We start from the raw sequence: 21,846 nt of genomic DNA, 5'->3' as shown, positions 1-21,846 counted from the left end.
ACGGCGGCGTATAGCGGGCGATTCCTTATTTGGAAAGCACAAAAGATGACTCCAACCGGGCAGCGCGCGGCCTAACTGACGGGATCAAATGCCGTAAAGTTCGAATCGATCTCACCATAAGCGCAGTTCGCATCCAAAAGTGCTGCATGCGTGGCACCGGGATGAGTTTTCGACAGTAGCTTCAGGTCAACATAGTTCACCACCAGCTGGTCGATCTGAGGCTCATCAGGATCGGTCAAATCCCAGGCGACATAGCCGCAGACAAGACCACGATTGCGGTCATAAGTTCCCATGAAATCCACAGCCCCCAAAAGGCGATCCATCGGATACCAATTGATCCGATAGCCAGTCAAATGGTGCACAGGCCCACGTTCGACTGGAAAAGCCTGCATAATTCCCGGGCCAGGCGCAGCGCTTGCCGGGATGGCCAGGCCATCAATCCTGATCTGAAGTCCATCGTTCGAAGGTGTGCCTTCAACAGTCTGGAAAAGCGCAGTCGTTGCGGCAACAAGCGCTTCGGTCTGTTCTGGGAATTCAACGTCGCCCTGCCCGGCGAACGCGCCAAAAGTTGCGACGACCAAAGCCATCAGAGGCAAGACAACAGCCTTCTTCAAAAACACAGGGAACGCAAAACTCGTCATGACGCCAAATTACAGCGCAGAACGAATTGCGGCAAGAACATGTCAAAAAATCGACCTATTTTTGGGTCAGGCACGCGGCATCCATGCTTCAATACTGTGGTTTAGCTAGCTTTGTATCCAAAGTCGAAACGTCAAAGCACTACGACCAATCCCCCGCGAAATTCTTCGGCACCAGCAGAATATCGCGATCCACGTCGTGAATATCGCGCTTTCCACACAGCGCCATTGAAGTATCCAGCTCCTTGTGAATGACCTCCAAAGCGGTGGTCACACCCTTCTCGCCCATCGCGCCAAGACCATAGACCCAAGCCCGCCCGATCATCACACCCTTCGCACCCAAAGCGATCGCTTTCAGCACGTCCTGACCGCTGCGAATACCGCTATCAAGCCAGACCTCGGTCTTGTCGCCGACCTCTTTCACGATCTCTTCCAACATCCGGATCGAACTTAGTGCGCCGTCCAACTGCCGGCCGCCGTGGTTGGACACAACAATCGCATCCGCCCCGACCTCGACCGCCTTTTTGGCGTCTTCAACATCCAGAATACCCTTCAGGATCACCTTGCCGCCCCACATATCCATTAGCGTCTTGATCCGATCCCAATCAAGCGAGGGATCAAACGCCTCGGCCGTCCATGACGACAGCGATGACGGATCCGAAACCCCCTCGGCGTGTCCCACGATATTGCCAAAGAAGCGCCGCTTCGTCCGCAACATTTCCAAGCCCCACGTGACCTTCGTCATCATGTTGGCAATCGACGCAGGCGTCAGTTTCGGCGGGGCCGATAGCCCGTTCTTAATGTCCTTGTGCCGCTGACCCATAACCTGAAGATCAACCGTAATGACAATTGCTGAACACTTCGCAGCTTGCGCACGCTCAAACAAACGCCGCATGAAATCGTCGTCCTTCAGCGTATAGACCTGAAACCAGAATGGCTTGGTCGTATGCTCGGCCACGTCCTCGATCGAACAGATCGACATCGTCGAAAGACAAAAAGGTACGCCAAACTTTTCGGCAGCCTTCGCGGCTTTGATCTCGCCATCCGCGCTTTGCATTCCCGTCAAGCCAACTGGTGCCAAAGCCACTGGCATCGAAACGTCTTCGCCCACCAACTGGCTTTTGGTCGACCGGTCATTCATATCCATCGCAATCCGCTGACGCAGGCGAATTTTGTCAAAATCGCTGGTGTTCTCGCGGAATGTTTGCTCGGACCAACTGCCACTTTCGGCGTAGTCATAAAACATCTTCGGCACGCGACGCTTATAAATGCGTTTCAAGTCAGCAATTTCTGTGATGATGGGCATGAATTCAGTCCAATACGTTTTGGTAATTTTCAATTACCAATAAATCAAAGCCCTGTCCCGCGCCAAGTCGCAAACCCCCGCTGATCGAGGGGGCAAAGCCCCTAAATCTCACGCGTGAATGGCCCCGTCACCACAGGCGAGTGCCGCTTCGCGCACCGCTTCCGAATAGGTCGGATGTGCATGACACGTCCGCGCCAAATCCTCGGCCGCCGCCCCAAATTCCATAGCGACACAAATCTCGTGGATAAGATCCCCGGCCATTGGCCCGATGATATGCGCGCCCAAAATCCGGTCAGTGTCCTTGTCGGCCAGAATTTTCACAAAGCCATCGGCCGCAAAATTCGCCTTCGCGCGCCCATTCCCCATGAAGGAAAACTTACCAACCTTGTAAGCGTGACCCGCCTCCTTCAGCTGTTCTTCGGTCTGGCCGACATTCGCGACCTCAGGGTGCGTATAGATCACGCCCGGAATGACCCCGTAATTCACATGGCCCGCTTGCCCCGCGATGGTCTCGGCCACGCCCATGCCTTCGTCCTCAGCCTTATGCGCCAGCATCGGCCCCGCAATCGCATCCCCGATGGCATAGATGCCCTTCACATTCGTCGCCCAATGTACGTCCGTTTTGATCTGCCCGCGCTCGGACATCTCGACGCCAAGCTCGCCCAGACCAAGCCCGTCGGTAAACGGCTTGCGACCAGTCGCAACCAGCACGGTATCGGCTTCAATCGTCACCTCGGTGTCGTTTTTCTTGAGCTTATAAGTGACCTTTGCTTTGGTCTTGGTGGCCGCGACACGTTGTACAGCCGCTCCCATCACAAACTTCAGACCCTGCTTCTTCAGCGTTCGCTGGAAGGTCTTCTGGATTTCTGCGTCCATCCCCGGGGTAATGACCTCCAGATACTCGACCACCGTCACATCCGTGCCAAGCCGTGCGTAAACCGACCCCAATTCAAGCCCGATCACGCCTGCGCCAATCACCACCATCGTCTTTGGGATCTTGCTCAACTCCAAAGCGCCGGTGGACGACACAACAACTTTCTCATCCACCTCAACACCCGGCAACGTCGCCACATCAGACCCTGTCGCGATCACAATGTGCTTGGCGTCGTGAACCTCGTCGCCAATTTTCACCTTGCCTGCTTGCGGGATCGATCCCCAGCCCTTCAGCCAATCGATCTTGTTCTTCTTGAACAGGAATTCGATGCCCTTGGTGTTGGTATCAATCGTGTCCTGCTTATAGGCCAGCATGGCTTTCCAATCGACCTTCGGCTTTGGTACACCCAGACCCATCTTCGAAAAATTGTGCTCGGCCTCGTGCAGCATTTCCGTGGCATGCAGCATCGCTTTCGACGGGATGCACCCGACGTTCAGGCAGGTTCCGCCCAGCGTTTCGCGCCCCTCTACACAGGCCGTCTTCAACCCAAGCTGCGCGCAGCGAATTGCGCAAACATAGCCACCGGGGCCGCTGCCGATTACGATCACATCATAACTTGCCATAGGTCTGGTCCTTTTCCTGTCGGGGACGTCCGTGGGGCGTTGCCCCTTTTTGGTTTCTACCATGAGTAAACATCATGTGCGCGAGCATCTAAGCGGGGCCACAAGCATCGTCTCGGTGAAGCGGTCGCCTTGTGTCGCGGTTGCCTCGACCAGAACTGCGTCAGGGGCATCTACCCAGGCGCAGCTTGGCTCAAGCGCAATTGTGCGTCTTGCAATTGCTTTGCGGTCAAAAAGACTGCGCGGCTCGTTCGGATCAAAGATGAACAAATGCATCCGCGCGCCGTCGTCGCCGTAAACCACGTTGGAAGGCACATGGCGCGCCGACGCGGTGATATCGGCCAAAGGCGCCGCGCAACCGGCCAATGTCAGGGCGCCCAACAGTGTGGCCGTGGCTACGCGCTGTCCTACCATCACCAACCCGCCGCCCATGCGCTGGGCAGGGTGGTGACGACGATCAGCGTCAGAACGGTTACGACGATGAAGGCGATCGGCACATGAAACAGCATGTGCCCATGCACCGCGTAAAACCCTAGCATGCCAAGCACCGCTGCAATCGCCGCTTTCCGTGATTGCCGGTTCCAAGCGCCCCAGACCACATAGGCAAAGATGATCGTCACCGGCCATTCCAGCAACCCGATGCCCAGTGGCAGATCGAACAGATCAAACGTGGAATACGCAAACATCGTCGCATAAACCGCCAATAGCCCGGCCAGTAAAGCCGCACAGGCATATCTGGTGCCGGGCCAGGCCATTTTGTCAGAGATCCATCAACAAGCGTCGTGGATCCTCAAGCGCTTCCTTCACGCGCACAAGGAAGGTGACCGCGCCTTTGCCGTCAACAACCCGGTGATCATATGACAGGGCCAGATACATCATCGGACGGATCACGATCTCGCCGTTGACGACCATTGGGCGCTCCTGAATTTTGTGCATGCCCAAGATGCCCGACTGTGGTGGGTTCAAAATCGGCGACGACATCAGCGAGCCATAGACACCGCCGTTCGAGATCGTAAACGTGCCGCCCTGCATCTCGGCCATCGTCAGTTTCCCGTCGCGCCCGCGTGCTCCCAACTCGTTGATTCTCTTCTCAATCTCAGCGAACGACATCTTATCGGCGTCGCGTACCACCGGCACCACAAGGCCGCTAGGCGTGCCAACAGCTATGCCCATATGGACGAAGTTCTTGTAGACAATGTCCGTTCCGTCGATCTCGGCGTTGACCTCGGGCACTTCCTGCAAAGCATGCGCGCAAGCCTTGGTGAAGAATGACATAAACCCAAGCTTCACACCGTGCTTCTTCTCAAACAGCTCCTTGTACTCTTTGCGAAGCGCCATCGTCGCCGACATGTCGACTTCGTTGTAGGTGGTCAGCATAGCCGCCGTGTTTTGTGCATCCTTCAGACGCCGTGCAATGGTCTGGCGCAGACGCGTCATCTTCACGCGCTCTTCGCGACCCGCATCTTGCGCCGCAACCGGACCGCGTGGCGCGGCCGGGCCAGCAAGGGGCGCTGCTTTTGGCGCCGGGTTTGCCAGCGCCTTTTGCACGTCTTCTTTCATGATCCGATCATCGCGACCCGAACCGGTCACAGCGTCGGACGACAGGTTGTTCTCTGCCATCAGCTTCTTCGCCGACGGTGCATCTTCGACATCACGACCCGTGCTGGCCGCCGCTGGAGCAGCGTCCGCCGGAGCCGCCGCCGGAGCCGCAACAGCCCCTTCGCCCGCCGACATCACAGCCAACTTGCCACCGGCCTCAACCGTTGCACCTTCCGCAGCCAATATTTCGGACAGAACCCCGGACGCAGGCGCTGGCACTTCAACCGACACTTTGTCGGTCTCCAACTCACACAGCATCTCGTCCTGGGTGACGCTGTCCCCGACCTTCTTGAACCAACTCGACACGGTCGCCTCGGTCACACTTTCGCCAAGGGTTGGGACCATTACATCCACCGATTGCGCGCCGCCGCCAGACGCTGCTGCGGGGGCCGAAGCTGCCGCCTTTGCCGGTGCAGGCGCTGCCCCGGCACCTTCAGTCAGGGTCGCCAGCAAAGCATCCACACCAACGGTCGTGCCCTCAGCAGCGACAATCTCGCCCAAGGTCCCCGCCGAAGGCGATGGCACTTCAACCGTCACTTTGTCGGTCTCAAGCTCGCACAACATTTCGTCCACCGCGACTGTATCGCCCGGTTTCTTGAACCACGTGGCGACGGTGGCCTCGGTGACGCTTTCTCCAAGCGTCGGCACACGAATTTCAGTTGCCATGTCGGATTACCCTTCCAGTGTCAGCGCGTCGTTCACGAGCGCTTGTTGTTGTGACTTATGCGCCGATGCAAGACCCGTCGCAGGCGAGGCCGCCGCTGCACGCCCCGCATATTTAGGCCGTGTGATCTTCGCTTTGATACGCGTGAGAACCCACTCGATATTGGGCTCCATAAAGGTCCAGCCGCCCTGATTCTTCGGCTCTTCCTGACACCAGACATAATCGGCATTCGGGAACCGCTTCAGTTCGTTCACAAACGACTGCGCCGGGAACGGATAGAACTGCTCCACCCGCATCAGATAAACATCATCAGCGCCCCGCGCGTCGCGTTCTTCCAGCAAGTCAAAGTAGACCTTGCCCGAACACATCACGACCCGTCTGATCTTCTCATCGGCCTTCAGCGCGGTGTCTGAATTGCCAAGCTGCGCGTCATCCCACAGCACCCGGTGGAAGCTGGAGCCGGTGACGAACTCTTCGGTTTTCGAGATCGCCATCTTGTGGCGTAAAAGCGACTTCGGCGTCATGATCACCAGGGGCTTACGATAGCTGCGGTGAATCTGGCGTCGTAGCAGGTGGAAATAATTCGCAGGTGTCGTGCAGTTCGCCACGATCCAGTTGTCCTCCGCGCACATCTGCAAGAACCGCTCCAGACGCGCGGACGAATGCTCCGGCCCCTGACCTTCGTACCCATGCGGCAGGAGCATCACCAGACCAGACATCCGCAGCCACTTGCGTTCGCCCGACGAGATAAACTGATCGAACATGATCTGCGCACCATTGGCGAAGTCGCCAAATTGCGCTTCCCAAAGAACCAGCGAGTTCGGCTCGGCCAGCGTGTAGCCGTATTCGAACCCAAGCACTGCGTATTCCGACAACATCGAGTCGATGACTTCGTAGTGCGCCTGACCCTGGCGGATATGGTTGAGGGGAAAATACCGCTCTTCCGTCTCCTGGTTCACGATGCCCGAATGACGCTGCGAGAACGTCCCCCGCGTGGAATCCTGACCGGAAAGCCGTACCGGATAGCCCTCAGTCAACAGTGACCCAAATGCCAAAGCCTCGGCGGTGGCCCAGTCAAAACCCTCGCCACTGTCGAACATCTTGGCTTTGTTTTCGAACAGACGCTCGACCGTCTTGTGGATTGGCAAGCCATCCGGCACCGTGCTCAAAACCTTGCCGATCTGCTCAAACGTCGCCTTTGGAATCGCAGTCTTGCCGCGCTGATACTTCGCGCCCTGGCGATCCATATGCGACCAACGCCCGTCTAGCCAGTCCGCCTTGTTCGGCTTGTACTCTTTACCGGCCTCAAATTCTTCGCTCAGATAGGCCTGAAACCTGGCCTTCATATCTTCGATTTCGCCTTCAGGGATCAGACCATCTCGCACAAGTCGCTCAGTATACAGGCTAAGCGTCGTCTTTTGCTTTTTGATCTTCTTGTACATGATCGGATTTGTGAACATGGGCTCGTCGCCCTCGTTGTGACCAAATCGGCGGTAGCAGAAAATATCAAGCACGACGTCCTTGCCGAACTTCTGGCGGAACTCGGTGGCAACTTTGGCTGCATGGACCACAGCCTCGGGATCATCGCCGTTCACGTGGAAAATCGGAGCTTCCACCATCAGCGCAATATCGGTCGGGTAGGGGCTTGATCGCGACAGGTGCGGCGCCGTCGTAAAGCCGATCTGATTGTTCACAATGATATGGATCGTACCGCCGGTCTTATGACCTTTCAAACCAGACAGACCAAAACACTCAGCCACGACACCTTGGCCCGCAAAGGCCGCATCACCGTGCAGCAAAAGCGGCAACACGCTGGTGCGCTCGGCGTCATTGCGTTGATCCTGCTTGGCGCGGGCCTTTCCAATCACGACCGGGTTCACCGCCTCGAGGTGCGACGGGTTCGCCGTCAGACTTAGGTGCACGGAGTTACCATCAAATTCACGGTCCGAAGACGCGCCAAGGTGATACTTCACATCGCCCGAGCCATCGACGTCCTCGGGCTTGAAAGACCCCCCCTGAAATTCGTTAAAAATCGCCTTGTATGGCTTGGCCATCACGTTCGCCAAAACGCTCAGGCGACCTCGATGCGGCATGCCGACAATGATGTCTTTCACGCCCAAAGCACCACCGCGCTTGATAATCTGTTCCATCGCCGGGATCAGACTTTCGCCGCCATCCAGACCAAATCGCTTTGTGCCCATGTATTTGACGTGAAGGAACTTCTCAAAGCCCTCGGCCTCGACCAGCTTTTTCAGGATCGCCTTGCGTCCGTTCCGCGTGAAGGAAATCTCCTTGCCAAACCCTTCGATCCGTTCCTTTAGCCAACCGGCCTGCTCAGGGTTCGAAATATGCATGTACTGAAGCGCAAAAGTCCCACAATACGTCCGCTTTACGATCGCGATAATCTCGCGCATCGACGCCATCTGAAGGCCCAGAACATTATCGATAAAAATAGGGCGATCCATGTCGCTTTCCGCAAAGCCATAAGACGTCGGGTTAAGCTCGGGATGCGGAGTTTTGTCCTGCATACCCAGAGGATCAAGGTCCGCCACCAGATGCCCCCGGATACGATAGGCGCGAATAATCATCAGCGCACGGATCGAATCCAGAACCGCCCGCTTGATCGCGTCCTCGCTCACTGCAACGCCCGTCTCAGCCGCTTTGGCCCCAATCTTCGCCGCAGCGCCCGACGCCGCTTTTGGCCCCAGATCGCCCCATTGCCCATCAAGTGCTGCCGTAAGCTCGTCGTTTGGCTGCGGAGGCCAGTCGGCCCGCGCCCAGCTTGGCCCCGCGGCCTCGGCCTGCGCGTCCGCACCGTCATCGCCAAGCTCGGCAAAAAACGCAGCCCACGCCTCGTCGACCGCATTCGGGTCTTCGGCATAGCGTGCATAAAGCTGCTCAATGTACTCGGCGTTGTGCCCTTGCAAAAAGGACGATGCCTTGAAGAGATCGTTTGGGGATTGTTCGGTCATCTGACTACCTCGTCGCTTCCGCGATCATCGTTTTGACAACTGCGCTTTGCAGTGTGCCGTTCCAGTGATTTGCGCCGCTGGTCTTTACAAACCGGGCAGGGGTGCCTGCAGATTTTACGTTGGCGACATAAGCTTCGGCCAGCCCGGGCCACATATTGTCATCCTCCGCGCCGGTTAAGGCGATCACCCGCATGCCTTGCCCGATGGTGCCGGCAAATTTGATCGGCGATTGTTTCTCGCGACCTGAAAAGAGGCTGTATTTGGCGCGCCAAATTTTAATATCGCAGGGACAAGACTGAAGCATGGCACTGTTCACCAGCCCAGGATATCTCTCGATGATTGCCCCAAGTTGCGCCGCGCCGTCCGTATGGCCCGCCAGCCCCAAACGCTCGCCCGGATTGGCGTCTTTGACGGCGCTCCATGACTTTGCCACAAGATCGTTGTTCGCTTTGGTGTCTTGATCACGGCGCTCGTGGGGGGCACCTGCGCTGGTTTGGATCGCGTCGTCGTCCCCTGGGCGCAACAAAACAATAGCTGTCACGCCCTCTTGCGCCCTCTGTCTCATCAAGGCGCAGTGATAGGTTGCTGGCCCACCGCGTGAGGCGTCGCCCGGCAGAAACACGACGACTGATTTCCCACCCGAACCACACTTCGCGCCTTTCAGAGGCCCAAAGTCATCAGCAAATGCGCCAGCACCAAGCGTGCAGGCAACCAGTACCGCTGCAATGAGCTTGAGTGAACCAATCATGACATGATCTCTTTGACACTACCTCGTTTGACTAAGTTTTACCCAATCGCTTCCAGAACAGCTTCGCCCAGACCCGCCGGGCTTTCCGCCACAACGATCCCGGCAATCTTCATCGCTTCGATCTTGTCGTCCGCGCCACCTTTGCCGCCGGCAACAATCGCGCCCGCGTGGCCCATCCGACGCCCCGGTGGCGCTGTGCGACCGGCAATAAAACCAGCCGTCGGCTTCCAACGGCCCTTCTTTTTCTCATCGGCCAGGAACTGCGCGGCCTCTTCTTCTGCCGAGCCGCCGATTTCGCCAATCATGATGATCGATTGCGTCTCATCATCAGCGAGGAACCACTCCAGCACGTCGATATGCTCGGTTCCTTTAATCGGATCACCACCAATACCAACGCAGGTCGACTGGCCAAGGCCCACATCAGACGTCTGCTTCACGGCCTCGTAAGTCAAAGTGCCGGACCTCGACACAACTCCGACCGAACCCCGGCGATGGATGTGACCGGGCATAATGCCGATCTTGCAGGCATCTGGCGTGATAACACCGGGGCAGTTCGGCCCGATCAATGTCGAGGACGACGTCTCAAGCGCACGTTTCACCCGCATCATGTCTAGAACCGGGATGCCTTCCGTAATCGCAATGATCAGCGGAATTTCCGCATCAATCGCTTCCAGAATCGAATCTGCTGCAAACGGTGGCGGCACATAGATCACCGACGCGTTCGCCCCCGTCATCGCCACCGCTTCGTGGCACGAGTTGTACACCGGCAGATCGAGGTGCGTCTGACCACCTTTGCCCGGTGTGACGCCTCCGACCATTTTGGTGCCGTAAGCAATCGCCTGCTCGGAGTGAAATGTACCCTGCGAGCCGGTGAAGCCCTGACAGATGACCTTGGTGTTTTCGTTGACGAGGACAGCCATGTGCAGTTCCCTATTTTTGCGGCCGAAGCCGTTCTACATTCATAAAAGTTTCGATACCGTTTGGTCCGGGGCGTGTGCCCACATGAACCACGGCAATACGTCTTGGATTTAGCTGGCGTGCAGCCAGCAATGCGGTGCCCGACGTGCGGGCACCGCGATGTGTACTTTGAAGAGCGGCATCGGTCAGGATGCCTTCACGGGTCAGTGCCGCTACAGCCACATCTGCGGCCACACCAGCATGATCTCCGTCAAAAGCAACCTCGCACCGACGATCGGTTCCGGGGGTAACCCGCCCTGTCGCTTTGGACACGTCAGCCTTGGAAAACGGGTCGAGATCATAGAAATCAACCCGCACGTCGTTCGATGCAAACCGCTCCGACACCCGCGCAGCCGTCATAAACGGAGAAAAGCAGTTGTCGGAAAACGCGCCCATGGCGCGCTCCGCCGTGGTGTCATCCGCCGCCGCAGCACCGGCCATAAAGGCCAGTGTCGCCACAGTCGTCCCGCGCGTCATATGTGCCGAAGCGGTCAAAGGATTACCCCTTAACCGCCTTCACAATCTTCTCGGCCCCGTCTTTCAGATTGTCCGCCGCGATGACGTTCAGCCCGGAATTGCGGATGATCTCTTTGCCCTTCTCGACGTTCGTGCCTTCAAGGCGCACGACCAATGGCACCTCAAGGCCAACCTCTTTCACCGCCGATACAACGCCTTCCGCGATCACATCGCAGCGCATGATCCCGCCGAAAATGTTCACAAGGATGCCCTTCACCTGCGGGTCCGAGGTAATGATCTTGAACGCCTCGGTGACCTTCTCTTTCGTGGCGCTGCCTCCGACATCAAGGAAGTTCGCCGGCTCGGCGCCATAAAGCTTGATGATGTCCATCGTCGCCATGGCAAGGCCTGCTCCGTTCACCATGCAGCCGATCTCGCCATCCAAAGCGATGTAGTTCAGATCGAACTTCGAGGCGGCCAATTCTTTAGGATCTTCCTCGGTCTCGTCGCGCAAAGCGGCGATATCGGGATGACGGTAAATCGCGTTGCTATCAAAACCCATTTTCGCATCAAGGCATTTCAGATCGCCCTTGTCGGTCACGATCAGCGGGTTGATCTCAAGCATCTCCATGTCTTTTTCGACGAACATTTTATAAAGCTGGCCCATCAAAATGACGCATTGTTTGATCTGTGGCCCTTTAAGGCCAAGCTCGAACGCGATGCGGCGGCCGTGGAACGCCTGATACCCGGTCGCGGGATCAACGCTGAACGACAGAATTTTGTCGGGTGTGTTGTGGGCCACCTCTTCGATGTCCATGCCGCCTTCGGTCGATGCCACAAAGCTGACCCGGCTTGTCTGACGATCAACCAGCAACGCAAGATACATCTCGGTCTCAATGCCGGCCCCGTCTTCGATATAAATGCGGTTCACCTGCTTGCCCGCAGGACCGGTTTGCTTAGTGACCAACGTACGTCCCAGCATCCGCTTGGCTTCCGATGCGGCTTCCTCAACGGACCGCGCAAGACGCACACCGCCCATGTCGCCAGCGTCGGCCTCTTTAAAGCTGCCTTTGCCGCGTCCACCTGCGTGGATCTGCGCCTTCACAACCCAAAGCGGGCCGTCCAATTCGCCAGCGGCAGTCTTTGCATCTTCCGATCGCATGACGGGTCGACCGTCCGAAACCGGAGCGCCGTAGCTCTGCAAAAGTGCTTTCGCCTGATATTCGTGGATGTTCACCGGAGGCCTCCTTCGTTCCCTTTTCCCCTGCATGACACAGAAAAATTAGCAAAAGAAACGGGAAACGGGCAATTCGGGGCAATTGGGGGCAATTATTGCGTCATTCCTGCTTTTTGTGATCACACGTTTTTGCGTGTGATCACAAAATTACGAAAAATCGCCGAATTGCCGCGACTCACAAGACCACAATCACGTTCGCAGGGGTCTGAAGGGTGAATTCTTCGTACTATTCTTCCAATTCGCCGGGCAAATCCTCAAAGCGGATAGCCTGATATTTGGTCCCCCAAAAGTCGCAACCATCCTAAAACACCATCGAGGAAGGACCGCGCCCGCGGGTAACCACCAACCCGGATCGATGGCCCGACTACATCCTATTTGAACACCCACCACTGACCTCTGGCCAATGCCTGCCGAACAGGTTTTTTTCGGTCGATGTCTATCAGGTGGCCGAAGTCTTCCCGGCGAACGCGCTTTTTAAACCAAAAAGCCGCGCCGCCCCCTAGGACCGCGCGGCTTCCTTGAATAGTTTGGGCGCGCGCCTCAGCTCAACCCGTCGTCAATCGCCTTGCAGGCATCGACCAGACCCTTAACGGCCTCCACCGACTTGTCGAACATCGCTTGCTCTTCGCTTGACAGCTGAATGTCGACCACACGCTCGACGCCACCCTTACCGATGACTGTCGGCACACCGACATACATGCCCTTAAGACCAAGCGCACCGTCCACATAAGCCGCACAGGGCAACAGACGCTTCTGGTCCTTTAAAAAGGCTTCCGCCATTTCAATGGCGCTTGTCGCAGGCGCGTAATAAGCCGAGCCATTGCCCAGAAGGCCCACGATCTCAGCACCGCCATCACGGGTCCGCTGAACAATCGCGTCCAGCTTCTCTTGCGTGGTCCAGCCCATCTTCACCAGATCAGGCAAAGGAATGCCGCCAACGGCCGAATACCGCACCGATGGCACCATCGTGTCACCGTGACCGCCAAGAACAAACGCGGTGACGTCCTTCATCGACACGTCGAACTCAAGACTAAGGAAGTGACGGAAGCGCGCAGAATCAAGCACACCTGCCATGCCACAAACTTTATTGTGCGGCAGGCCGGAATATTCGCGCAGCGCCCAAACCATCGCATCAAGCGGGTTGGTGATACAGATCACAAACGCATCCGGCGCATTCGCCTTGATGCCTTCGCCAACCGATTTCATCACTTTAAGGTTAATACCAAGAAGGTCATCGCGGCTCATGCCGGGCTTGCGCGCAACACCGGCCGTAACGATGCAAACGTCTGCACCCGCAATGTCAGCGTAATCCGTGGTGCCCTTCAAAGTGGCGTCAAAGCCCTCTGATGGACCGGCTTCCGAGATATCAAGGGCTTTGCCCTGCGGCGTACCGTCAGCAATATCGAACAAGACGACGTCGCCAAGTTCTTTCATGGCAGCAAGGTGAGCAAGTGTGCCACCGATCTGGCCTGCGCCGATAAGCGCGATCTTTGGTCTGGACATGAGGATGAGTCTCCGATCCGCAGGAATTGATTGCTATTCAGTCGGGGTAGCCACAGTCGCGCCAAGGTGCAAGGCCGAAGCGGGCAGATGTGATCCTTCCCATGCCCCACCCAGCGCGCTATGAGCCGCGCATCCCGTCTGCACGAAAGCCTTTCATGACGCTTGACCTTACCTTCTTCCTGGTTGCGATTCCGGCGGTGATTTTCGCTGGAATTTCAAAAGGAGGCTTCGGCTCGGGTGCGGCATTCGTCGCGGCCCCCTGTTGGCGCTTATCGTTGATCCGGCACTGGCCGTCGGCCTTATGTTGCCGCTTTTGATGCTGATCGATGCTGCGACACTTAAACCCTATTGGAAGCGGTGGAGCTGGCCGGATGCGCGACTTCTGATCTTAGGAGCCGCCCCGGGTGTTGCCATCGGCGCATTGTTCTGGAGCGCTGCAGACGCAGACGTATTGCGCGTCTTTCTTGGGGTGATCTCGCTGGCGTTCGTCGCGTTCCAACTGGCCCGTGCGCAAAACTGGATCCGTATACCCGACCGTTCCTTCCCCCCCGGCGCGGGGATTTTTGCAGGCGCCGTTGGTGGCTTCACAAGCTTTGTCAGCCATGCAGGCGGCCCGCCTGTTGCTGTCTATCTTCTGGCGCGCGGCATGACGAAAACCACCTATCAGGCGACCACAGTGATCACCTTCTGGGCCGTGAACATCTTCAAGGCCATTCCTTACGCAATATTAGGTATTTTTACGTCGCAAACATTGATCGCCGGGCTTTATCTTGCCCCCGCCGCACTGTTTGGAGCCTGGCTGGGCGTGTGGGCGCACAGTGTAATCCCGGAGCGCCTGTTCTTCATCGTGACCTATGTCCTTTTGACCGCCACCGGCGCAAAGCTGATCTTCGACGCGCTGACCTGACTTGTCGGGCCGCCGGGGCCGGGCGTTTTGGCCAGGACCGCAAGAGCCTCGCCCGAAGCGACACGGCAGGTCGTCCCGTTAGGCAACGCAACAGCGATCGTCCCTGTCCCGGTCTCAACCGACGCGAACACCTCAACCACGCAGCCGCTCTTGTCGCTGCAATGCGGCGAAAGCGCTTGCGGAATGCTGCGCAAAACTGCAGTTTCCGCGCAACTTTATTGCTTGCAGGGTCGAATCATGAGCGCAGCGGCGGCACTTTACCGGTCAGTACTTTACATTCCCGCCTCAAAAGAGCGCGCCCTCGACAAAGCACGTGGCTTGAATTGCGATGCAATCATCTTCGATCTCGAAGACGCCGTAACACCCGAAGAAAAAACCTCCGCCCGTGAAATACTGGCCCGCGAGTTGAAAAACGGCGGCTACGGCCACCGCCAGCGCATCGTCCGCATCAACGCGCTGGACACGGAATGGGGCAGGGACGACGCCCGCGCCGTCGCGAATATGGAATGCGACGCCGTCCTTTTGCCCAAAGTCGACGGCCCCGACGACACCGAAGCCCTCGCCGCGATCACCGGCGGGCTTGCCATCTGGTGCATGCTTGAAACCCCACGTGGCGTCCTGAACGCGCTTTCCATCGCGGACTATGTCACCGTCAAAGGCTTCATCCTCGGCACCAACGACCTCGCCAAAGACATTGGGTGCGCCACGGGCAGCGACCGATTGCCGTTGATGACGGCCCTTCAAATCTGCCTGATGGCCGCGCGCGCCGCCGGGATCGTATGCGTCGATGGCGTCTACAACGCTTTCAAAGACGATGCAGGCCTGGAAGCCGAATGCGAACACGGCCGCGCGCTAGGCATGGACGGCAAAACGCTTATCCACCCGGCACAACTGGCCATCGCAAACCGCGTCTTCGCCCCGACGCCTCAACAGATCGACCTCGCCCGCCGTCAGATCGAAGCGTTTGACGCCGCCCGCGTACAAGGCGAAGGTGTCGCCGTGGTGGACGGCAAAATCGTCGAAAACCTGCATATCGAAACCGCGCGCACGGCTCTTGCCCGTGCCGACGCCATCGCCGCACGGACCCTAAAAACATGACCCTTCTTATTACCGGCCTTTTCATCTGGACTGCCGCCCACTTCTTCAAACGCTTCGCTCCCGCACAGCGCGGCGCACTGCAGGAAAAAATGGGAGACGCCTCGAAAGGCATCATCGCCATCCTTCTCGTCGTCTCGATCGTGTTGATGGTCATCGGTTATCGCGGCGCCGAGATGAACTTTCTCTGGGGCCGCTCTGCCGCCACAACCGGGATCAACAACCTCCTGATGCTGGCCGCCGTCGCGCTATTGGGTCTCGGCTCCTCCAAAAGCCGCCTGCGCAAAAAGATGCGCCACCCCATGCTGACCGGCGTTGTGGTCTGGGCCGCCTCGCACCTTCTGGTCAATGGCGACACGGCCTCGATCGTGCTATTCGGTGGCCTCGCAATCTGGGCGCTGGCGCAAATGGTAATCATCAACCGCGCCGTCCCGGATTATACCCCTTACGAGGGCGGATCAGCCGCCGGAGATGTGAAGCTCTTGGTCATCTCGCTGGTGATTTACGGCATTATCGCAGGCATTCACACTTGGCTCGGCTATTTCCCATTCGGCGGCTAATCCCATGAAAACAAACCTCGGGCGCTTCTTCGAGGACTACCGCGTCGGCGAGACCATCGCCCACGCCGTTCCAAGAACGATCACGATGGGTGAGCGCGCCCTGTACCACATGCTGTATCCCGCCCGACACGCGCTTTATTCCTCGGATCAATTCGCACAAAGCTGCGGCCTGCCGTTCAGTCCGTTCGACGATATGGTGGTCTTCCATGTGGTGTTTGGAAAAACCGTTCCTGATATTTCCCTGAACGCCGTGGCCAATCTTGGCTACGCCGAAGGGCGCTGGCTGGCGCCGGTCTGGCCGGGCGACACGATCCGATCGCAGTCCGAAGTGATCGGCCTGAAACAAAACTCCAACGGCAAAACAGGTGTCGTCTGGGTCCGCACGACCGGCTTCAACCAACGTGACGAAGCGGTCATGAGCTATGTGCGCTGGGTGATGGTCAAAAAGCGCGATGGGGACGCGGATGCGCCCGAAACGGTGCTTCCTGAACTTGCGGCGACGGTTGCGCCCGACACGTTGGTTCTGCCCAAGGGCCTTGATTTCACAGCCTATGACTTTGCGCTGGCCGGCGAACCGCACCGCTGGGGCGACTACGCAATCGGTGAGAAAATCGACCATGTCGACCGCGTGACCATCGAAGAAGCCGAACACATGCTGGCCACGCGGCTTTGGCAAAACACCGCCAAAGTCCACTTCGACGCGACCAACCGCGAAGACGGTAAACGGCTGATCTACGGCGGCCATGTGATTTCCATGGCGCGCGCGCTTAGCTTCAATGGCCTTGCCAACGCACAGATGGTTGTCGCCCTGAATGGCGGCAGTCACGTCGCGCCTTGCTTTGCAGGCGATACAATCGCGGCATGGTCAGAAGTGCTCGACAGAGCCGAAACCCCAGCCCCCGGCGTCGGGGCTATTCGTTTGCGGCTTGTGGCCCACCGCGCTGAAACAGCGCCCTTCATTTTGAAGGGCGCCGATGGCAAATACGCGCCCGGCGTTCTTCTTGACTTGGATATCTGGGCGCTTATCGCGATCTGATCCAAGCCGCCGCCCCAACAGGACAAAACGACATTTGTGCTCGGCGCGCGCCCCGTCGCAGTGCCTCCGGCGGAGGAATTTAGCAAAGGGTGAAATATGTGATCACACCAGATTTTTCTGTGATCACTAATTTGAGAAACTTGCAGGATTTCTGCGCAAATTGCCGCGCTGCGGCTTTGGCACACGTGACATTGGCGATTAATCTGATAACCATCGGCAAAATATGAAACGTGGGAGCCGAAAATGGCTGATGTGAACCGGGGGAAACGTCCCCTGTCTCCGCACTTGACGATCTACCGTCCGCAAATGACGTCCATAACCTCGATCTTTACACGGATCACCGGCAACGCCTTGCTTGTCGCCGCGCTTTTGATTGTCTGGTGGTTTCTTGCCGCAGCGACATCGCCGAACTATTTCGCGCTCGCCGATGGCGTTATCACATCGTGGTTCGGCGATCTGGTGATGACATTGTCCGTCTGGGCGCTTTGGTATCACACGCTTGCCGGGGTCCGGCACCTTATCTGGGATGCAGGGTATGGCCTTGAGATCGAAACCGCGGAAAAGATGGGCCTTGCCGTGATCGCTGGGTCGCTGATCCTCACCATCATCACACTTTTGGCTGTCTGAGGGGGAACACGCACATGGATTACATGACCGATCTCAAACGCGCCGTTGGAATGGGGTCTGCCCGCGAGGGCACCAAGCGCCACTGGTCGATGACCAAATCCTCAGTCGCGCTGTTGATCCTGACACCATTCTTCGTCTTCACTTTTGGTCCGATGACGGGCGAGCCACACGACGCGGTTCTGGCCTATTTCCAGCGTCCATTCCCTGCGATCATTGCGGCTCTCATGGTTGTGACGACGTTCATGCACTTCAAGACCGGCGTGCAAATGCTGATCGAGGATTACATGCATGGCCTCGCCCGCGAGATCACCATCATTCTTCTGACCTGCCTCAGCTACGGCGCGGCGGCGACCGGCGTTTTCGCCATCGCTAAAATCGCGCTCTAAGGAATTCACATGGCTGCTTACGAATACGAAACACACGACTACGACTGCATCGTGATCGGCGCTGGTGGCGCCGGGCTGCGCGCGACCCTCGGTATGGCTGAACAGGGCCTGCGCACTGCCTGCATCACCAAAGTATTCCCGACACGCTCGCACACCGTTGCCGCGCAGGGTGGCATTGCCGCCAGCTTGGGCAACATGGGGCCCGACAGCTGGCAGTGGCATATGTACGACACCGTCAAAGGCTCGGACTGGCTGGGCGACACGGATGCGATGGAATACCTCGCCCGTGAAGCGCCAAAAGCTGTCTATGAACTTGACCACTATGGCGTGCCCTTCTCGCGCACCGAAGAAGGCAAGATTTACCAGCGCCCCTTCGGTGGCCACACAACCGAATACGGTGAAGGCCCGCCCGTGCAACGCACCTGCGCTGCCGCCGACCGCACGGGTCACGCCATCCTGCACACGCTTTATGGCCAAAGCCTTAAGAACAATGCAGAATTTTATATCGAATACTTCGCAACTGATCTGATCATGGCCGAAGACGGCACCTGTCAGGGCGTCGTCGCTTGGAATCTCGAAGACGGCACGATCCACGTCTTCAACGCCAAGATGACCGTGCTTGCCACGGGCGGCTATGGCCGCGCCTACTTCTCGGCCACATCCGCGCACACCTGCACCGGTGACGGCGGCGGCATGGTCGCGCGTCAAGGTCTGCCGCTTCAGGACATGGAATTCGTCCAGTTCCACCCAACCGGCATCTACGGCGCAGGCTGCCTCATCACCGAAGGCGCGCGCGGCGAAGGCGGCTACCTTACGAACTCCGAAGGCGAACGCTTCATGGAGCGCTACGCTCCGACCTACAAAGACCTCGCCTCGCGCGACGTGGTCAGCCGTTGCATGACAATGGAAATCCGCGAAGGTCGCGGCGTAGGCGCCGATGGCGATCACATCCACCTGAACCTAAGCCACCTGCCGCCCGAGACGCTGGCCCTGCGCCTGCCGGGCATTTCCGAAAGCGCGCGCATCTTTGCCGGGGTGGATCTGAACAAGGAGCCGATCCCGGTTCTGCCGACGGTTCACTACAACATGGGCGGCATTCCGACGAACTACTGGGGCGAAGTGCTAAACCCGACGGCCGACAATCCCGACCGCATCACGCCGGGCCTCATGGCTGTTGGCGAAGCCGGCTGCGCATCAGTGCACGGCGCAAACCGCTTGGGCTCGAACAGCCTCATCGACCTGGTGGTCTTCGGCCGTGCCGCTGCCATAAAGGCCGGCCAGGTTGTCGATCCGGACACCAGCAACCCAACGCTCAACCAGGCAAGCGTCGACGCCGCCCTTGAACGCTTCGATGGTCTACGACACGCGGACGGCGCCACGCCGACGGCAGAGCTGCGCCTTGAGATGCAAAAGACCATGCAAGCCGACGCCGCCGTCTTCCGCACCGATAAAACCCTCGCCGAAGGTGTTGAGAAAATGTACGATGTCGCAGGCAAATTAGCCGACATCAAAGTGACCGACCGCTCGCTGATCTGGAACTCCGACCTGATGGAAACTCTGGAGTTGTCGAACCTCCTGCCGAACGCTTTGGCCACCGTCGTCAGCGCTGAAGCCCGCAAAGAAAGCCGTGGCGCTCATGCTCACGAAGACTATCCAGATCGCGACGACAAAGTATGGCGCAAGCACACGCTCGCGCGGGTGAACGGCAAGGTCGAGCTCGATTACCGCCCTGTGCATCTCGACCCGCTCACCACCGAAGCGGAAGGCGGCATCGACCTCAAAAAGATCGCCCCTAAGGCGCGCTTATATTGATCCGCACGCTCCTCATATCGCTCATTCTGGCTGGCACCCTTGCCGCCTGTGGCCCCATTTCCCCGGAACTGGCGGCCAAGCAATGCGAGGAACAGGCACGCAGTGCCGCTGGCCCCACCGGTCAGATCGGCATCGGCGTCAATAGTGATGGCCGCGTGACAAACAGCATTGAAATTGGCATCTCGTCTGACTTCCTTATCGGCAAAGACCCGCAGCAAGTCTACGAAAGCTGCGTGCGCCGTAAAACTGGCGAAGCCCCCATTCGCCCGCTGGAGCTTTGATGAAACGCCTCGTCCTTTTCGCCACGCTCGCCCTCGCTGCTTGCTCGTCCGCGCAGCAGGACTTTCTTGCACGCGACGCCGCCAAACAGGCTGTGCGTCCCGTGCTGGCCGACCGCTTCCCCGGTATCCCGTTGGAACCGGCCTCGGATTGCATCATCGACAATGCAACGGCACAGGAAATCTTCGCCCTTGCCGCCGACAGCGTCACCGGCCCGACTGCCTCAACCGCCGAGATCGTCACCCGTATCGTCTCGCGCCCCGAAACCATTCAATGCCTAGCGACCGAAGGACTACCCGTCCTTCTGGATCGTCTTTAAAGGAGAGACACAATGGTCCAACTGACCCTCCCCAAGAACTCGACCATCCGCACAGGCAAGACCTGGCCCAAGCCCGAAGGTGCCACCAACTTGCGCAAAGTGCAGGTCTATCGCTGGAACCCTGATGACGGTCAAAACCCAAGCGTCGACACCTACCACGTCGACATGGATACCTGCGGCCCGATGGTTCTGGATGCGCTCATCAAGATCAAGAACGAGATCGACCCGACCCTGACCTTCCGCCGCTCGTGCCGCGAGGGCATCTGCGGGTCCTGCGCGATGAACATCGACGGCATCAACACGCTTGCCTGCATCTACGGCATGGACGAAGTGAAGGCCGACATCAAAATCTACCCGCTGCCGCACATGCCGGTGATCAAGGACCTGATCCCTGACCTCACACACTTCTACGCACAGCACGCCTCGATCATGCCGTGGCTCGAAACCAAAACGAACCGCCCGCAAAAAGAGTGGCGCCAGTCGATTGATGACCGCGAAAAACTCGATGGTCTGTATGAATGCGTCATGTGCGCCTGCTGTTCGACGTCCTGCCCAAGCTACTGGTGGAACGGCGACCGCTACCTCGGCCCAGCCGCCTTGTTGCACGCCTACCGCTGGATCATCGACAGCCGCGACGAGGCCACAGGCGAGCGTCTCGACGAGTTGGAAGACCCGTTCAAGCTGTATCGCTGCCACACAATCATGAACTGCGCCAAAGCCTGCCCCAAGGGTCTGAACCCGGCCAAAGCCATCGCGGAGATCAAGAAAATGATGGTCGAACGGGTCGTCTGAACGCCAAGTCGCGTGAGGCAAACGAGCTTTTCAATTGCCCATCCTCCTCCTCACCCTCCTTTTCGGCACGCTCGCCTACCTCTTGTGGAAGCGCATGGCCACCACGCTGACCCGAAACTGCCGTTGGCGAGAAGACCGCGCGGCGGGCGAATGGGCATGCAGTTACTGCAACGCCCGCCTTAAAGCCGAGCGATCCCCAACCACCTGCGAAAACCCAGATCGTTAAGCCTGCGCATCAACGCCAGGCCTGAACTCTTTGTTTATCGGACCACAGGCCTGCACTGATGCCATGCCGAGTTTACACGGCCGTGATAGAAAAAAACCGTACTTCCACACAAATCCATCGACGTACTGGCGAACTGGGGCGCTTTTACACCGACGCCCCACAACGTGCCGCAAAGTCGTGCACTCCCCTCCGCACTCCCTGCACAAGCGGTCCTGAACCACGCCAGACAACCT

At 58.1% G+C, this 21,846-nt stretch carries 21 protein-coding genes and 1 pseudogene; 10 read left to right on the top strand and 12 right to left on the bottom strand.

Annotated features, from left to right (window positions below; translation table 11 throughout):
* Window positions 1-71 precede the first annotated feature (71 nt).
* The 12 genes from AC221Y_RS01310 to mdh form a co-directional block, all read right to left on the bottom strand.
* Window positions 72-641 carry a hypothetical protein gene (locus AC221Y_RS01310; protein WP_486706663.1) on the bottom strand — a complete coding sequence of 190 codons (570 nt, stop codon included), beginning with the start codon at window positions 639-641 and terminating at the stop codon, window positions 72-74.
* Between the two features lie 139 nt (window positions 642-780).
* Entirely contained in the window at window positions 781-1,944 is a 1,164-nt protein-coding gene (locus AC221Y_RS01305; protein ID WP_299749155.1) for an alpha-hydroxy acid oxidase, read from the bottom strand.
* Between the two features lie 108 nt (window positions 1,945-2,052).
* On the bottom strand, window positions 2,053-3,441 hold the full coding sequence (lpdA, locus tag AC221Y_RS01300) for a dihydrolipoyl dehydrogenase (RefSeq protein WP_486706662.1): 1,389 nt from the start codon (window positions 3,439-3,441) through the stop codon (window positions 2,053-2,055).
* A gap of 72 nt (window positions 3,442-3,513) precedes the next feature.
* Window positions 3,514-3,852, bottom strand: coding sequence for a hypothetical protein (locus AC221Y_RS01295; RefSeq protein ID WP_486706661.1), 339 nt, complete (start codon window positions 3,850-3,852; stop codon window positions 3,514-3,516).
* A complete protein-coding gene (locus tag AC221Y_RS01290; protein ID WP_486706660.1) occupies window positions 3,852-4,193 on the bottom strand; it encodes a hypothetical protein in 342 nt (113 codons plus the stop codon). Before AC221Y_RS01290 ends, AC221Y_RS01295 begins: the two co-directional genes overlap by 1 nt.
* Before the next feature lie 4 nt (window positions 4,194-4,197).
* Window positions 4,198-5,703, bottom strand: coding sequence for a 2-oxoglutarate dehydrogenase complex dihydrolipoyllysine-residue succinyltransferase (gene odhB / locus AC221Y_RS01285; RefSeq protein WP_486706659.1), 1,506 nt, complete (start codon window positions 5,701-5,703; stop codon window positions 4,198-4,200).
* Between the two features lie 6 nt (window positions 5,704-5,709).
* Window positions 5,710-8,673, bottom strand: coding sequence for a 2-oxoglutarate dehydrogenase E1 component (locus AC221Y_RS01280; protein WP_486706658.1), 2,964 nt, complete (start codon window positions 8,671-8,673; stop codon window positions 5,710-5,712).
* 4 nt (window positions 8,674-8,677) lie between these two features.
* Complete coding sequence (locus AC221Y_RS01275) at window positions 8,678-9,421, bottom strand: alpha/beta hydrolase family protein (RefSeq protein ID WP_299753210.1); 744 nt, start codon at window positions 9,419-9,421, stop codon at window positions 8,678-8,680.
* Window positions 9,422-9,459: 38 nt separating this feature from the next.
* Window positions 9,460-10,341, bottom strand: a complete 882-nt coding sequence (gene sucD, locus AC221Y_RS01270; protein WP_299753208.1) for a succinate--CoA ligase subunit alpha — start codon at window positions 10,339-10,341, stop codon at window positions 9,460-9,462.
* 10 nt (window positions 10,342-10,351) lie between these two features.
* Window positions 10,352-10,873, bottom strand: coding sequence for a succinyl-CoA synthetase subunit beta (locus AC221Y_RS01265; protein ID WP_486706657.1), 522 nt, complete (start codon window positions 10,871-10,873; stop codon window positions 10,352-10,354).
* A gap of 4 nt (window positions 10,874-10,877) precedes the next feature.
* The gene (gene sucC, locus AC221Y_RS01260) at window positions 10,878-12,071 is read right to left on the bottom strand and encodes an ADP-forming succinate--CoA ligase subunit beta (RefSeq protein ID WP_299753204.1); all 1,194 of its coding nucleotides are present in this window, start codon (window positions 12,069-12,071) and stop codon (window positions 10,878-10,880) included.
* A 540-nt stretch (window positions 12,072-12,611) separates the two neighbouring features.
* On the bottom strand, window positions 12,612-13,574 hold the full coding sequence (mdh, locus tag AC221Y_RS01255; protein ID WP_299753202.1) for a malate dehydrogenase: 963 nt from the start codon (window positions 13,572-13,574) through the stop codon (window positions 12,612-12,614).
* 155 nt (window positions 13,575-13,729) lie between these two features.
* On the opposite strand from mdh, the pseudogene AC221Y_RS01250 reads away from it, so the two are divergent.
* The 10 genes and pseudogenes from AC221Y_RS01250 (at window position 13,730) to AC221Y_RS01205 (ending at window position 21,387) form a co-directional block, all read left to right on the top strand.
* Window positions 13,730-14,481: pseudogene (locus tag AC221Y_RS01250) on the top strand (sulfite exporter TauE/SafE family protein).
* Between the two features lie 237 nt (window positions 14,482-14,718).
* Window positions 14,719-15,579, top strand: a complete 861-nt coding sequence (locus AC221Y_RS01245) for an HpcH/HpaI aldolase/citrate lyase family protein (RefSeq protein ID WP_486706656.1) — start codon at window positions 14,719-14,721, stop codon at window positions 15,577-15,579.
* Window positions 15,576-16,136, top strand: a complete 561-nt coding sequence (locus tag AC221Y_RS01240; protein ID WP_299753963.1) for an NnrU family protein — start codon at window positions 15,576-15,578, stop codon at window positions 16,134-16,136. The genes AC221Y_RS01245 and AC221Y_RS01240 overlap by 4 nt, the downstream gene beginning before the upstream one ends.
* 4 nt (window positions 16,137-16,140) lie before the next feature.
* Window positions 16,141-17,172 (top strand): MaoC family dehydratase, encoded by a 1,032-nt coding sequence (locus AC221Y_RS01235; protein ID WP_299753964.1) that lies wholly within the window; start codon window positions 16,141-16,143, stop codon window positions 17,170-17,172.
* 243 nt (window positions 17,173-17,415) lie between these two features.
* Window positions 17,416-17,799: a succinate dehydrogenase, cytochrome b556 subunit gene (gene sdhC / locus AC221Y_RS01230; protein ID WP_299753965.1), complete on the top strand. Its 384-nt coding sequence runs from the start codon at window positions 17,416-17,418 to the stop codon at window positions 17,797-17,799.
* A gap of 14 nt (window positions 17,800-17,813) precedes the next feature.
* Complete coding sequence (sdhD, locus tag AC221Y_RS01225; RefSeq protein ID WP_299753966.1) at window positions 17,814-18,185, top strand: succinate dehydrogenase, hydrophobic membrane anchor protein; 372 nt, start codon at window positions 17,814-17,816, stop codon at window positions 18,183-18,185.
* A 9-nt stretch (window positions 18,186-18,194) separates the two neighbouring features.
* On the top strand, window positions 18,195-19,997 hold the full coding sequence (gene sdhA / locus AC221Y_RS01220) for a succinate dehydrogenase flavoprotein subunit (RefSeq protein WP_299753967.1): 1,803 nt from the start codon (window positions 18,195-18,197) through the stop codon (window positions 19,995-19,997).
* Window positions 19,994-20,278: a hypothetical protein gene (locus AC221Y_RS01215; RefSeq protein ID WP_299753968.1), complete on the top strand. Its 285-nt coding sequence runs from the start codon at window positions 19,994-19,996 to the stop codon at window positions 20,276-20,278. The genes sdhA and AC221Y_RS01215 overlap by 4 nt, the downstream gene beginning before the upstream one ends.
* Entirely contained in the window at window positions 20,278-20,595 is a 318-nt protein-coding gene (locus AC221Y_RS01210) for a hypothetical protein (RefSeq protein ID WP_299753969.1), read from the top strand. The genes AC221Y_RS01215 and AC221Y_RS01210 overlap by 1 nt, the downstream gene beginning before the upstream one ends.
* A 12-nt stretch (window positions 20,596-20,607) precedes the next feature.
* Entirely contained in the window at window positions 20,608-21,387 is a 780-nt protein-coding gene (locus AC221Y_RS01205) for a succinate dehydrogenase iron-sulfur subunit (protein ID WP_299753970.1), read from the top strand.
* The last annotated feature ends 459 nt before the right edge of the window (window positions 21,388-21,846 follow it).

The sequence above is a fragment of the Boseongicola sp. genome (assembly GCF_057460485.1).
The sequence above is the reverse complement of the archived record's forward strand: the minus strand, read 5'-3'. Positions and strand labels throughout refer to the sequence as shown.

Coding starts and splice junctions, on each gene's coding strand:
- AC221Y_RS01310 (WP_486706663.1), bottom strand. CDS start 641: ATGACGAGTTTTGCGTTCCCTGTGTTTTTGAAGAAGGCTGTTGTCTTG.
- AC221Y_RS01305 (WP_299749155.1), bottom strand. CDS start 1,944: ATGCCCATCATCACAGAAATTGCTGACTTGAAACGCATTTATAAGCGT.
- lpdA (WP_486706662.1), bottom strand. CDS start 3,441: ATGGCAAGTTATGATGTGATCGTAATCGGCAGCGGCCCCGGTGGCTAT.
- AC221Y_RS01295 (WP_486706661.1), bottom strand. CDS start 3,852: ATGGTAGGACAGCGCGTAGCCACGGCCACACTGTTGGGCGCCCTGACA.
- AC221Y_RS01290 (WP_486706660.1), bottom strand. CDS start 4,193: ATGGCCTGGCCCGGCACCAGATATGCCTGTGCGGCTTTACTGGCCGGG.
- odhB (WP_486706659.1), bottom strand. CDS start 5,703: ATGGCAACTGAAATTCGTGTGCCGACGCTTGGAGAAAGCGTCACCGAG.
- AC221Y_RS01280 (WP_486706658.1), bottom strand. CDS start 8,673: ATGACCGAACAATCCCCAAACGATCTCTTCAAGGCATCGTCCTTTTTG.
- AC221Y_RS01275 (WP_299753210.1), bottom strand. CDS start 9,421: ATGATTGGTTCACTCAAGCTCATTGCAGCGGTACTGGTTGCCTGCACG.
- sucD (WP_299753208.1), bottom strand. CDS start 10,341: ATGGCTGTCCTCGTCAACGAAAACACCAAGGTCATCTGTCAGGGCTTC.
- mdh (WP_299753202.1), bottom strand. CDS start 13,574: ATGTCCAGACCAAAGATCGCGCTTATCGGCGCAGGCCAGATCGGTGGC.
- AC221Y_RS01245 (WP_486706656.1), top strand. CDS start 14,719: ATGAGCGCAGCGGCGGCACTTTACCGGTCAGTACTTTACATTCCCGCC.
- AC221Y_RS01240 (WP_299753963.1), top strand. CDS start 15,576: ATGACCCTTCTTATTACCGGCCTTTTCATCTGGACTGCCGCCCACTTC.
- AC221Y_RS01235 (WP_299753964.1), top strand. CDS start 16,141: ATGAAAACAAACCTCGGGCGCTTCTTCGAGGACTACCGCGTCGGCGAG.
- sdhC (WP_299753965.1), top strand. CDS start 17,416: ATGGCTGATGTGAACCGGGGGAAACGTCCCCTGTCTCCGCACTTGACG.
- sdhD (WP_299753966.1), top strand. CDS start 17,814: ATGGATTACATGACCGATCTCAAACGCGCCGTTGGAATGGGGTCTGCC.
- sdhA (WP_299753967.1), top strand. CDS start 18,195: ATGGCTGCTTACGAATACGAAACACACGACTACGACTGCATCGTGATC.
- AC221Y_RS01210 (WP_299753969.1), top strand. CDS start 20,278: ATGAAACGCCTCGTCCTTTTCGCCACGCTCGCCCTCGCTGCTTGCTCG.
- AC221Y_RS01205 (WP_299753970.1), top strand. CDS start 20,608: ATGGTCCAACTGACCCTCCCCAAGAACTCGACCATCCGCACAGGCAAG.